This window comes from Paenibacillus pasadenensis (assembly GCF_002864175.1).
Taxonomy (GTDB): Bacteria; Bacillota; Bacilli; order Paenibacillales; family Paenibacillaceae; genus Paenibacillus_O; species Paenibacillus_O pasadenensis.
On the sequence record NZ_NFEZ01000004.1, the window covers coordinates 1,298,660 to 1,311,186 of the forward strand.

The 12,527-nt window shown below is 69.7% G+C and carries 13 protein-coding genes; all 13 read left to right on the forward strand.

Annotated features, from left to right (window positions below; all coding sequences use genetic code 11):
• Window positions 1-149 precede the first annotated feature (149 nt).
• Window positions 150-584 (forward strand): BrxA/BrxB family bacilliredoxin, encoded by a 435-nt coding sequence (locus B8V81_RS15230; protein WP_028597879.1) that lies wholly within the window; start codon window positions 150-152, stop codon window positions 582-584.
• 34 nt (window positions 585-618) lie between these two features.
• On the forward strand, window positions 619-1,428 hold the full coding sequence (gene nadE / locus B8V81_RS15235; protein ID WP_028597880.1) for an ammonia-dependent NAD(+) synthetase: 810 nt from the start codon (window positions 619-621) through the stop codon (window positions 1,426-1,428).
• Between the two features lie 10 nt (window positions 1,429-1,438).
• Complete coding sequence (gene acpS, locus B8V81_RS15240; protein ID WP_028597881.1) at window positions 1,439-1,825, forward strand: holo-ACP synthase; 387 nt, start codon at window positions 1,439-1,441, stop codon at window positions 1,823-1,825.
• A 205-nt stretch (window positions 1,826-2,030) separates the two neighbouring features.
• Window positions 2,031-2,822, forward strand: a complete 792-nt coding sequence (locus B8V81_RS15245) for a helix-turn-helix transcriptional regulator (protein WP_101808661.1) — start codon at window positions 2,031-2,033, stop codon at window positions 2,820-2,822.
• A 201-nt stretch (window positions 2,823-3,023) separates the two neighbouring features.
• The gene (trpC, locus tag B8V81_RS15250) at window positions 3,024-3,866 is read left to right on the forward strand and encodes an indole-3-glycerol phosphate synthase TrpC (protein WP_084136741.1); all 843 of its coding nucleotides are present in this window, start codon (window positions 3,024-3,026) and stop codon (window positions 3,864-3,866) included.
• Window positions 3,863-5,056, forward strand: coding sequence for a tryptophan synthase subunit beta (gene trpB / locus B8V81_RS15255; RefSeq protein WP_028597883.1), 1,194 nt, complete (start codon window positions 3,863-3,865; stop codon window positions 5,054-5,056). The genes trpC and trpB overlap by 4 nt, the downstream gene beginning before the upstream one ends.
• Window positions 5,053-5,862, forward strand: coding sequence for a tryptophan synthase subunit alpha (trpA, locus tag B8V81_RS15260; RefSeq protein ID WP_101808662.1), 810 nt, complete (start codon window positions 5,053-5,055; stop codon window positions 5,860-5,862). The genes trpB and trpA overlap by 4 nt, the downstream gene beginning before the upstream one ends.
• Complete coding sequence (locus tag B8V81_RS15265) at window positions 5,855-6,895, forward strand: Gfo/Idh/MocA family oxidoreductase (protein WP_043111005.1); 1,041 nt, start codon at window positions 5,855-5,857, stop codon at window positions 6,893-6,895. Before trpA ends, B8V81_RS15265 begins: the two co-directional genes overlap by 8 nt.
• Window positions 6,896-6,937: 42 nt before the next feature.
• Entirely contained in the window at window positions 6,938-8,071 is a 1,134-nt protein-coding gene (locus B8V81_RS15270; RefSeq protein WP_043111006.1) for a DegT/DnrJ/EryC1/StrS family aminotransferase, read from the forward strand.
• Window positions 8,068-9,195 carry a DegT/DnrJ/EryC1/StrS family aminotransferase gene (locus B8V81_RS15275; protein WP_028597886.1) on the forward strand — a complete coding sequence of 376 codons (1,128 nt, stop codon included), beginning with the start codon at window positions 8,068-8,070 and terminating at the stop codon, window positions 9,193-9,195. Before B8V81_RS15270 ends, B8V81_RS15275 begins: the two co-directional genes overlap by 4 nt.
• Window positions 9,188-10,081 (forward strand): sugar phosphate isomerase/epimerase family protein, encoded by an 894-nt coding sequence (locus B8V81_RS25540; RefSeq protein ID WP_219623323.1) that lies wholly within the window; start codon window positions 9,188-9,190, stop codon window positions 10,079-10,081. The genes B8V81_RS15275 and B8V81_RS25540 overlap by 8 nt, the downstream gene beginning before the upstream one ends.
• Window positions 10,078-11,406: a M20/M25/M40 family metallo-hydrolase gene (locus B8V81_RS15285; protein ID WP_219623324.1), complete on the forward strand. Its 1,329-nt coding sequence runs from the start codon at window positions 10,078-10,080 to the stop codon at window positions 11,404-11,406. Before B8V81_RS25540 ends, B8V81_RS15285 begins: the two co-directional genes overlap by 4 nt.
• Window positions 11,403-12,515: an Ldh family oxidoreductase gene (locus B8V81_RS15290; RefSeq protein ID WP_101808665.1), complete on the forward strand. Its 1,113-nt coding sequence runs from the start codon at window positions 11,403-11,405 to the stop codon at window positions 12,513-12,515. The genes B8V81_RS15285 and B8V81_RS15290 overlap by 4 nt, the downstream gene beginning before the upstream one ends.
• The last annotated feature ends 12 nt before the right edge of the window (window positions 12,516-12,527 follow it).

A 12,527-nucleotide genomic window follows, 5' to 3' on the forward strand; every position in this document is an offset into this window, starting at 1 on the left:
GTTCCCGCGCAGGAATGAGGCGGCTTTTTTGGCGGCCGGCCGGACTGGCCGCCGCCGGCCGGCGCGGGCGGCGTTTCCCTGGCGCCGGCAATCGGGTATAATAGCGGGGATAATGCCAATTCCATTTCCCCGAAAGGTGTGGGTTTCAAATGTCGATGTCTTTTGAGCGATACATGTTTGATATGGTGCAGCCGATGAGGGACGAGCTGACGCGCCTCGGCATCCAGGAGCTGCGCACTCCGGAGGAGGTCGAGGAGAAGCTGCCGACGGCCAAGGGCACGGCGCTCGTCGTCGTCAACTCCGTCTGCGGCTGCGCCGCGGGACAATGCCGTCCAGGCGTCGCCGACGCGCTGGGCCATGACATCACGCCGGATCATCTGTACACAGTGTTCGCCGGCCAGGACAAGGAAGCGACGGCCAAAGCCCGCGAATACTTCGCGCCGTATCCGCCGTCCTCTCCTTCCATCGCGCTGATGAAGGACGGCGAGCTCGTGCACTTCATCGAGCGCCATCAGATCGAGAACCGCTCCGCGGCGGACATCTCGGCCGAGCTGACGAGCGCGTTCGACCGCTACTGCCGCTGATCGTCCCGCCGATTTTCGAAGGAGGAACAAAGCCATGAGCATGCAGCAGGAAATCATAGCCGCGCTCGGCGTCAAGCCGAGCATCGATCCGGAGCAGGAAATCCGCCGCAGGGTGGACTTCCTCAAGGAGTATGTCGTCGGCGCCGGCGCTTCGGGCCTGCTGATCGCGATCAGCGGCGGCATCGACAGCGCCGTGGCCGCCGGCCTGTGCAAGCGCGCGACGGACGAGCTGACGCAGGAGAAGGGCCGCGAGTACATGACGCTTGGCGTATTCCAGCCTTACGGCGAGCAGTCGGACATCGCGCACAGCTACGAGGTCGCCGAGGCGTTCGAGCTCAAGCACCGCGTCGAGACGAACATCGCCGAGGCGGTGGACGAGATCGCGCTCGAGGTCGAGCACGCCCTCAAGTCGATCGGCTTGTCCCGCCATGTGAACCGGGGCGTCAAGGGCAACATCAAGGCGCGCACGCGCATGGTGACCCAGTATGCGCTGGCCGGCGAGCTCAATCTGCTCGTCGTCGGCACGGACCACGCGTCCGAGGCGGTCACCGGCTTCTACACCAAATGGGGCGACGGAGCGGTCGACATCACTCCGCTCAGCACGCTCAACAAGCATCAGGTGCGCCAGCTGGCCGCCGCGCTCGGCGTGCCGCGGAGCGTCCAGGACAAGGCTCCGACGGCCGGCCTCTGGGAAGGCCAGACCGACGAGGGCGAGCTCGGCATCAAGTACGACGACAACAGCGCCTATCTGGAAGGCCGCGAGATTCCGGATGCCGCGCGCGAGCTGCTGGAGAAGCAGTACGTCAAGACGATGCACAAGCGCGCCCCGATCCCGGGCATCTGAGGCACGTCCGATGATCGCCGGCATCGGCCATGATCTATGCGACATCGGCCGCGTGGAGCGGATGCTCGCAGGCGAGGCCGGAGCGAAATTCCTCCGCCGCATTCTGACCGACGAGGAGCTGGAGCTTGCCGCCGGCCTTGCGGGGCGCAGGCTGGCGGAGTTCGCCGCCGGCCGCTTCGCCGCCAAGGAAGCGGCCGTCAAGGCGCTCGGCTGCGGCATCGGAGCGAGCGCCGGCTTCCGCGACGTCTCGATCCTGCGCGCGCCGTCGGGCAAGCCGGTCTGCCGGCTCTCCGCCCGCTCCGCGGCCGCCCTCGGGCTCGGCCCTTCGGCGGCGCTGCATGTCAGCATCACGCATGAGCGGCAGCTCGCTTCGGCTGTTGTCGTTCTGGAGACCTAATGAATACCTTCGATCCCTTGACCCTGGACGCTTCGGCGCCCAGGGTTTTTTCGCATCATTTGAACCAATTTAAGTCAATTAAATTAAAATTTATGGGATTCGACAGTTTTTTCATCGCCAACTTGCTAGGATTCATTTAATCCGATGCGAAAAAGGGGGAACTCTGCAGCACGGGGAAGATCTGACACCGACAGAGGAGGCAGCGATGAGGAGAAGGGAAGCAGGAATACGCGCGATACGCAAGCCGCTCAAGCCCTGGTGCACCGTCGACGACTTCGACAGGAACCCGGCGGACAAGCAGGAACGGGAGAGGCCCGGAGAACAGAAGGAAAAGACGGATTTGGGCCCGCATGCCAAGCATGCGGAGGCAATCCGGAAGCTGGCCGGAGAGATCGAGAAGCTGACGCTCGTCAAGCCGCATCTGTTCCTCTATGCGGATGAAGCGGGCGTCGTGCGCCATATCCAAGGCGAAAGCCGGCTGACGTCCCGGCTGGGGGAGGCCGGACTGCGCGCCGGGGCCAGCCTGGCGCGGGAGCAGGCGGGCCGCAATGCGGTAGCGCTGGCTATGGCGACCGGCCGGCTGTCCGTCGTCGAAGGGCTGGAGCATGACAAGCGGGCCTTCGGGGCGTTGTCCTGGATCTGCTCGCCGCTGCGGCGGGAGGCTCGGACCAGCGGATACGTGGCGCTCGGCAGCCCGCCGAGCGGCGAGCTTGCGTTCCGCGTGCCGCTGCTGCAGCAGCTGGCGCGCTCCGTAGAGGGGCGGACGGAGCGTGCGGCGTCCGATCCGGACACGGTCCAAAAGCGGCTGGAGGAGCATCGGCTGACCTTCCGCGAAATGCAGGTCGCCGGCGACTGGCTGGAGGGGCTGACCGTGGAGGAGATCGCGGAGCGGCTCGGCATTGCCGAGCAGACGGTGCGGACGTTCATCAAAAAAATATATGCAAAGACCGGCGTGAACCATAAAGGGGAGTTCTTCATCCGGTTTTTGAAGCGATAGGCTCTTGCCCCGCCTGGAAGCGCGGGCAATCGGCTCCTACAATACCCAATTTAGGGCATATGACGATGCGGCCGTTTTGACTATGATGGACGCAGTTTCCCCATCCTTTTACATCAGCAGGCAAGAGCCGCGCCCAAACGCGCGCGCAATCGGCCGAAATCGGCGGACATCCGCCTATCGGGAAGGAGCTGAAGGCTAGGCATGTTCATGCTGGACGAAATCGTAGCCCACAAGCGTGTAGAGCTGGAGCGCAAAAAAAGAGAGGCGAGCGCCGCGCGGCTGCGGGACAAGCTGGCTGCGGCGAGAGCGCCGCGGGATTTCCGAGGGGCGCTGAAGGCGCCGGGCATCTCGCTGATCGCCGAGATCAAGCGCAAGTCGCCGTCGAAGGGGGAATTCCGCGCGAAGTTCGAGCCGGAGCAGCTGGCGAGGGCGTATGAGGCGGGCGGAGCCAGCGCGATCTCGGTGCTGGCGGACGAGGCGTTTTTCGGCAACGGAGCGTCGGTCGTGGAGCAGGTGGCCAATCTCGGCGGGCTGTCGCTGCCGGTGATGTACAAGGACTTCATCGTGGACGAGTACCAGATCCTCGAGGCCCGCGCGGTCGGCGCGGACGCGGCGCTCGTCATCGTGCGCTCGGTGCCGGACGACCGGCAGCTGGCCGAGCTGCTCGCGCTGGCGGGAGAGCTGGGCATGGGCGTCATCGCGGAATGCTTCACGCCGGCCGACGCGGAGCGGGCGCTTGGCGCCGGAGCGAAAATCGTCGGCATCAACAACCGCGACCTGCAGACGTTCGAGGTGGACATCCGGCGGGCGGGCCAAATCCGGGCGCTGCTCGGGGAGGACATCGTCACCGTAAGCGAGAGCGGCATGCATTCTCGCTCTGATGCGTTGCAGGCGCAAAGCGACGGGTTCGACGCGATGCTCGTCGGCGAGGCGATTCTGAGCGCCGCCGATCCGGGCGAGGCGGTGCGCCGCTTCGTCGGACGAGAGGCGGAAGGCGGAGCGGCCGAAGAGGCTGCGGCAGGAAAGGAAGGAGTGGCGGGATGAACGAGTTCTACGGCCCGTTCGGCGGGGCATTCGTCGCGGAGACGCTGATTCGCAATCTGGAGGAGCTGAAGCGGGAGTATGCGGCCGTCCGCGAGGACGGGACGTTCCTTGCGCAGATCGACCGGCTGCTGCGGGAGTTCGTCGGCCGGCCGACGCCGATCACGCCGCTGGAGCGGCTGAGCGGAGAGCGGGGCGGAGCGCGCGTGTACCTCAAGCGGGAGGACTTGACCCATACCGGCGCGCACAAGATCAACAACGCGCTGGCGCAGGCGCTGCTGGCAAAGCGCATGGGCAAGAAGCGCATCGTCGCGGAGACCGGAGCGGGCCAGCACGGCGTCGCGGTCGCGACCGCCTGCTGCAAGCTGGGCCTCGAATGCGTCGTCTACATGGGCGCGGTCGATGCGGCCCGCCAGGCACCGAACGTGCAGCGCATGAAGCTGCTCGGAGCCGACCTGAGGCTCGTCACGCTCGGACAGCAGACGCTCAAGGACGCGATCAGCGAAGCGATCCGCGACTGGATCGCGAACGTCGACACGACGCATTACCTGCTCGGCTCGGCGGTCGGACCGCAGCCGTTTCCCGAGATCGTGCGCGACTTCCAGTCCGTCATCGGCCGCGAAGCCCGCGAGCAGCTGCTGCAGGCGGAGGGCCGGCTGCCGGACGCGGTCGTCGCCTGCGTCGGCGGCGGCAGCAACGCGATCGGCATCTTCAGCGGCTTCCTGAGCGACCCCGCGGTGCGCCTGATCGGCGTGCAGGCGGCCGGCGAGGGGCTGGAGTCGGGCAAGCACGCGGCTCCGCTCGTGCAGGGCACGCTCGGCATCATCCAGGGCAGCCTGACCTACATGCTGCAGGACGAGCACGGCGGCATCCGCGAGACGCACAGCATCGCGCCGGGCCTCGATTATCCGGGCGCTGGCCCGCAGCACAGCTACCTCAAGGACAGCGGCCGCGTGGAGTACACGTCGGCGACCGACCGCGAGGCGCTGGAGGCGTTCCGCTGCCTGTGCCGGACGGAGGGCATCCTGCCGGCGCTGGAGTCGGCCCATGCGGTGGCGCACGCGCTGAAGCTGGCGCCGTCGATGGAGCCGGGACAGATCGTGCTGGTCAACCTGTCGGGGCGCGGAGACAAGGATCTGAGCCAGGCCATCGAGGCGCTGGACAAGCTGGAGCTGGAAGGAGCGAGGGCATGAGCCGGATCGAAACGATGTTCAGCAGGCTGAAGGAGCGCGGCGAGAAGGCGCTCATCCCTTATCTGCCATGCGGCTACCCCGAGCCGGGAAGCACGCCGGGACTGATCCGCGCGATCGCGGATGCGGGCGCGGACATGATCGAGCTCGGCGTGCCTTATGCCGATCCGCTCGCCGACGGGCCGGTCATCCAGGAGGCGAGCCTGCAGGCGGTGCTTGGCGGCACCCGGCTGCGCGACTGCCTGGAGACGGTCGCCGGAATGCGGCGCGAGGGGCTGAAGCTGCCGGTCGCGCTGATGGGCTATGCGAATTCCTTTCTCGCCTACGGCCTGGAGAAGCTGGCCCATGACGCGGCGCTGGCCGGCGTGGACGGCTTCATCATCCCCGATCTGCCGTCGACGATGGCCGCGCCTTGGGTCGACGTGTTCCGTCCGCAAGGGCGGGACCTGATCTTCTTCATCGCGCCGACGACGACGCCGGAGCGGGCGCAGGCGGTGGTCGAGCAGGGCAGCGGCTTCCTCTACTGCATCTCGGTCGCCGGGGTGACCGGCGAGCGGGAGCGGATGCCGGAGGAGCTGGAGCGCTTCCTGGACGAGGTCCGCCGCCGGACGGAGCTGCCGCTCGCGGTCGGCTTCGGCATCTCCCATGCCGGCCATGTGGAGGAGGTCAGCCGCTACGCCGATGGGGCGATCGTCGGCAGCGCGCTCGTCAACCTGATCCGCCGCACGCCGGCGGATCAGGTCGAGGCCGAGGTCGGCCGATTCATCGGCGAGCTCAAGCAGGCGACCGGCAAGGCCCAGCATGTCTGAGCCGCTGCGGTCGCTGCTCGTCGGCTTCGGCCGCGCGGGCCGCGAGCTGCATCTGCCCTGCCTGCGCAAGGCGGCGGCACTGCCGTCGCTGCGGGGGCGCCTGCAAGGCCCGGTCGGCGTGCTCGATCCGGGGCTGACGGGGGAGGAGGCGGCTCCGCCGGACGCGGCGCTGCTGGCGGGCTGGCCGGAGGCGGCGCGCGACTACCCGCCGGAGCGGACGGTCGTGCATGTGTGCACGCCGCCGGGCCAGCATGCCGAGGCGGCGGAGCAGGCGGCGCGGCACGGCTACCGTCGGTTGATCGTCGAAAAGCCGCTGGCCGGCACGCTGGAGGAGGCGGATGCGATCCTGTCGCTGCAGCGGCGCTGCGGCCTCGATCTGCTCGTCGTGGCGAACTGGCTGTCCAGCGCGCTCTACAAGACGATCCGCCAGCGGATGGACAGCGGCCGCCTCGGAAGGCTGCGGAGCATCGACGCCTGCCAGAACAAGGCCCGCCTGTCCCGCAGCCTGCGGCAGCCGGGCCACGACAGCGCGTTCGACGTCGAGCTGCCGCATCTGGCCGCGCTGGCGCTCGCGCTCGGCGGCGAGGCGGCGCAGGTGACAGGCGCGGCGGCCGAGGACATGGTCGTCGGCGAGCGGCGGCTGCCGCTGCTCGGACGGGCCGAGCTGACGCTGCAGCATGCCGCAGGCGCCGTTTCCCGCATCCGCTCGGATCTCATGAGCCCGGTGCGGGAGCGCAGGCTCGAGCTGGAATTCGACGACGCGGCCGTGACCGGCTACTTCCCGGCCAGCGGCGACGACAGCTATTCCTGGCTCGAGGTGAGGAGCCGGGACGGACGGATCGTCGAGCAGCTATGGCTGGAGGACGATCCGCTGACGGCCGTGCTGGAGGAGTTCTATCTCTATTACGCCGGCATCGGATCGAGTCCGCTCAGCGGCGCCGCTTTCAACCGCGCGGTCATGAAGGTTCTGGAAGACGCCAAGGCGATTCCCGCCCGCGAGCGGCCGGCCCGTCCGGCAGCCGCCGGCGGCTGAGCAACGAAAAAGAGGCCAAGACGCCAGAGAGGGGCATCGATCATGAGCATTGCCTTTTATACGGGAGCGCGCTCCTTCGAGGAAGCGTGGCCCCGGCTGTCGGAGCGGCTGGACCGGGTCATCGACGGGGGCCAGTTCACGAACGGACCGGAGGTCGCGCGGCTCGAGCAGGCGCTGGAGCGCTATACGGGAGCTCGCCACGCGATTGCCGTCGGCAACGCGACCGACGCGCTCATCCTGCTGCTGCAGGCGGCCGGCATCGGCCCCGGCGACGAGGTGATCGTCCCGGGCTACTCCTTCTTCGCGACGGCATCCTGCGTCGCTCACGCCGGCGCGACCCCGGTGTTCTGCGACATCGATCCGGCCACCTACGCGATCGACCCGGCCGGGATCGAGGCCAGGATCACCGAGCGCACGCGGGCGATCATGCCGGTCCATCTGTTCACGCAGATGGCGGACATGCCGGCGATCCTCGACATCGCGCGGCGCCACGGACTGCAGGTGCTGGAGGACAGCGCCGAAGGGATCGGCATGTTCAGCGGCGGCGTGCATGCCGGGCTGCACGGACGCGGCGGCGTGCTGTCGTTCTTCCCGACGAAGACGCTGGGCGCGATCGGCGACGCCGGCATGATCCTGACGGACGACGCGGGACTGGCGGCCCGCGCCCGCCGGCTGCGCAGCCACGGACAGGAGGCCGGGCAGCCGTACATCCACCACGAGATCGGCTGGAACAGCCGCATGGACGACGTGCAGGCGGCGGTCATCGCCGTGCGCCTGGAGTCGCTGGCGGCGAACATCGCCCGCCGCGCCCATCTGGCCGCGCTGTACGACCGCGAGCTGGCGGCCGTGCCGCAGGTGTCGACGCCGGTCATCCAGGCCGGCTCGGAAGCGGCGAACGCCGTCTACTATGTGTATCTGATCGAAGCGGACGACCGCGACGGGCTCGTGGAGCATCTGACGGCGAGGGGCATCGGCACGGAGGTGTATTATCCGCTGCCGCTGCATCTGCAGCCGGCGTTCGCGGAGCTGGGCGGACGCCCGGGGCAGCTCCCGCATGCGGAGCGGGCTGCCGGACGCGCCGTCGGCCTGCCGATGTATCCCGATCTGACCGACGAGGAGGCGAGGCTCGTCTGCCGGGCCGTCCAGGAATTCTACGCGGAGGTGGCTGCACGATGAACGTGCCGTTCTTCAACTACAGCGCGCGGTTCGCGCCGGACAAGGACCTCATCAAGGAGCTGGTGTACCGCTCGGGGACGACCGACCAGTTCATCCTCAAGGAAGACGTGCGGCGGCTGGAGGAGGCGATCTGCGCCTATACCGGCGCGGCCCACGCGGTCGCGGCGGCGAACGGCACGTCGGCGCTCGTGCTGCTGCTGCGGACGATGGGCGCGGGTCCGGGCGTCGACGTGCTGACGCCGGCGTTCTCGTTCATCTCCACGGCGAGCGCGATCCGGCTGCTCGGGGCGAATCCGGTGTTCGTCGACGCCGATCCGCGCACCGGCATGATGGATCCGGCCGATCTCGAGCGGCGCGTCACGCCGCAGAGCCGGATCGTCATCCCGACGCATCTGTTCTCCGTCATGGCCGACATGGAGGCGATCCGCGCCGTCGCCCGAGAACGCGGGCTGCTCGTGCTGGAGGACAGCGCGGTCGCGCTCGGCGCCTCCCAGCGCGGCATTCCGGCCGGACGCCACGGCGACGCGGGGCTGTACTCCTTTTTCCCGGCCAAGCCGCTCGGCGGCATCGGCGACGGCGCGGTCATCGTGACCGACGACGAGGAGCTCGCCCGCGGCTGCCGCATGCTGCGCAACCACGGGCAGGACGGCGTCACCCGCTTCCTCCATCATCGGCTCGGCTACAACAGCCGGATGGACGAGGTGCTGGCCGGCTATCTGCTGCACAAGCTCGGCCGCATCGGGCAGCTGCTGGAGCGCCGCCGCGAGCTTGCGGCCCGCTATCACGAGGCGTTCGCAGGGCTGGACCCGAGGCTTCTCGTGACGGTGGACGATCACGAAAGCCGCATGTACTACACCTATGTCGTGCAGGCCGAGCGGCGCGACGAGCTGCGCGCGGAGCTGGAGCAGGCGGGCGTGGAGACGCAGGTGTACTATCCGGCGGCGCTGCCGCTGCAGCCGGCGTTCGCGGATCTCGGCGCCCGTCCGGGAGACTATCCCGGCGCCGAGCGGTTCGCGAGCCGCTCGCTGGCGCTGCCGCTCTATCCCGAGATGCCGGACGGCGACGTCGATGCCGTCATCCGGTCGGTCGTCTCGTTCCTGGCCCAGGAGCCGCAGCATGCTTGAGCGCGGCGGCATCGCCCTGTCGGGCATCGGCGACGAGGCGTCGTCCTCGCTGGAGGAGCAGGCGCGGGTCCATGCGGAGCTCGGCTGGACGGAGCTGGAGCTGCGCTCGGCGGACGGAGCCGCGTTCGCCGACTGGGACGACGCGCTGACCGGCAAGGCCCGGAGGCTGCTGTCGGGCGCGGGGCTGAAGGCCTCGATCGCCGACTCGCGCATCGGCAACTGGGAGCGGACGATCTCCACTCCGTACGAGCGGGAGCTGGAGGAGCTGGAGCGCTGCGCCGAGCGGCTGCTGCGGCTGGGCGGATGGGGCCTGAGGGTCATGTCCTGGCCGAACGACGGGCTGAGCGAGTCCGACTGGGAAAAAAGCGTGCTGGAGCGGATGGACCGGCTCGCCGAGCAGGCCGGCCGCTGCGGCGTCACGCTGCTGCATGAGAACTGCGCCGGATGGGCCGGCTGCGACCCCGAGCGGGCGCTGCGGCTCGTCGAGGCGGTGGGCCGCCCGTCGCTGCGCCTGCTGATGGATACCGGCAACGGCATCGCCTACCGCTACTCGGCGCCGGACTACCTGCGCCGGGCGCTGCCCTATGTCGAGCATGTGCATGTGAAGGACGGCCGGCTCGAGAACGGCAAGGCGATGTACACGCTGCCCGGACGCGGCGACGCCGGCGTAGCCGAATGCCTCGGCCTACTGCTGGACGCCGGCTATACGGGACTGCTCGCGATCGAGCCGCATCTGCATGTCGTGCCGCATCTGGGCGAGCGCGGCGGCGGCGCGGGCCAGCTGGAGGCGTACGCGGCGTACGGCCGCGAGCTGGAGCGGCTGCTCGCCGCGGTCCGGGCGGACGCCCGCTCCGAAGCGGCGGCCGCCGGGGAGGAGCCGGCGTGAGCGCGGCGAGGCTGTTCACGGACGAACATGCCGAGCTGCTGCTGGCGCTGCTGCGGCTCGACACCGTGTCGCCGCTCGAGTCGGACGCTCCCGGACGGCTGCCGGAGGCGCAGCAGGCGTACGCCGCGTTCGCGGCGCGGCGGACCGGAGCGGCGCAGCTGCTGCTCGCTCCGGCTCCGCCCGAGGCGCTGCGGCGGGACGGCGTGCCGCTGAGCGTGCTGCGGCAGGCGGAGCGGATGGGCGAGCAGGCGTTCCTCGCCGCCCAGCCGAACCTGCTGCTGCGCATCGGCCGGGAGCGGCCCCGGGAGGAGACGATCGCGTTCAACTTCCATATGGATACCGTCGCGGACGGCGGGCAGGAGATCGGCTTCGACGGCGTCCGCTTCTACGGCCGGGGCAGCGCCGACATGAAGGGCGCCGGCGTCGCGCTGCTCGCCGGCATCGAGGCGGCGCTGGCGGAGGACCCGGAGCTGGCGGAGCGCTGCTCGGTGCTCGTGCAGAGCGTCTGCGGCGAAGAGGGCGGCGCGATGGGCGTCTGCGGCACGCGGGAGCTGGCCGAGCTCGGGCATGTCGGCGCGCTGAACGTGTTCGCCGAGCCTTCGGGCGGCGTGTGGTTCGACCGTTCGACGACGTCGATGACGGCGCGGGTCGAGATGTTCGGAGAGGACGCGACCGACGACGCTCCGCAAGCGGGGCACAACGCGACGCTGCTGCTCGGGCAGGTCGGCGCGGCGCTGCTGCGCGGCCTGGCGGAGCCGGCGCGCGAGCTCGGCGGCAAGGTGTGCCTGGCCGGCCTCCATACGGGCGGGATGCACAACAAGGTGTACGGCACCGGCACGCTGCTGCTCAACATCGCTTATCCGTCGGCCTTTGCCGGTGAAAAGCTGCGCCTGCTGACGGAGCGGTGCGCGCGCGACGCGCTGCTGCGCTTCGCGGACGAATGGGCGGACGTGCCGGAGGCGCGCCGCACGGCCCGCGAAGCTACGCGGCTCTGCCGGCTGAGCTGGGTGAAGAGCGGCCTGCCGGTGCTGGACAACCGCCATCCTGCATGGGAGCGGCTGCTGAGCGGCCTCGGCTGGGAGCGCAATCCGGACGACCGGCCGGAACGCGCCTTCACCTGCGACGCGATGTGGATGATGGCCAAAGGCTGCTACACGGTCGTATACGGACCGGGCAGCCTGGAGGGGAACGGCGCGCATACGGCCCGCGAGAGCATGGAGCTCGCGGAGCTGGAGCGGTACGCCGGACAGATCAAGGAGCTGCTGCTCGCTTTCGCCCGCACGGCGCGCAGAAAGCGGCAGCTGGAGAGGACGGGAAGCGCATGACAAGCGTCAAAATCGTGCCGGCGCAGGAGCTGCGGCGGTTCGCGGAGGAGGCGTTCCGGGCCTGCGGAGCGCCCGAGGCGACGGCCCGGACAGCCGCAGAGGTGCTCTGCTACGCCGACGAGAACGGCTTCGACACGCATGGCGTCGCCAATCTCGAGCGCATCTACGTCGCGCGGCTGCTGGACGGCCGCATCGACCCCCAGGCGGAGTTCGAGCTGACGGCGGAGACGGCCTCGATCGCGGCGCTGGACGCCCGCGGCGGGCTCGGCCTGGCCGCCGGAGCCCGGGCGATGGAGCTCGCGATCGCCAAGGCGGCCGAGACGGGCATCGGCTGCGTCGCGGTGCGGCGCTCGTCGCATTTCGGCAGCGCGGGCTACTACACGCAGCAGGCGGTGCGCCGGGGCATGATCGGCATCGCCATGACGAACCTCGGCTCGCAGGCGATCGCCCGCCCTCCGGGCGGCTCGGCGGCGATGCTCGGCACGAACCCGATCGCCATGGGCGCGCCGGGAGAAGGGCATCCGCCGTTCCAGCTCGACATGAGCACGACGGTCGTCGCCACCGGCAAGATCAAGGCGGCGCTGCGCCGGGGCGAGCCGATCCCGGAGGGCTGGCTGGTCGACGACGAGGGCCGGCCGGTGACCGACCCGGCCGCCTACGAGGAAGGGCGCGGCCATCTGCAGCTGCTCGGCGGCGACCTGGCGACCGGCGGCGCCAAAGGCTTCGGCCTCGCTCTTATGGTCGACATCCTCTGCGGGGCGCTGTCCGGGGCGGAGATGGGGCCGCATGAGCGGCTGCTCTCGCCCGAAGGCCGGGAAGCCGGCGCGGAGGACGCGAATGTCGGACATTTCTTCCTGGCGATCGACCCGGCGCGCTTCCGCCCGGACGGAGGCTTCGAGCGCGAGATGGGCGGCATGCTCGGCGCCTTGCTCGCCTGTCCGCCGGCGCGCGAGGGCGGCCGGGTCGTCTATCCGGGCTTTCTGGAGGCGGCTCGGGCGAGCCGGGAGCAGGTGGAGCTGGACGCTGCGCTCGCGCGGCAGCTGGACGGGCTGGCCGAGCGGCTCGGACTGGTCCCGCCGCGCGAGCCGGCGGCGGCAGAGCGCGGCTGACGGTCGGAGCGC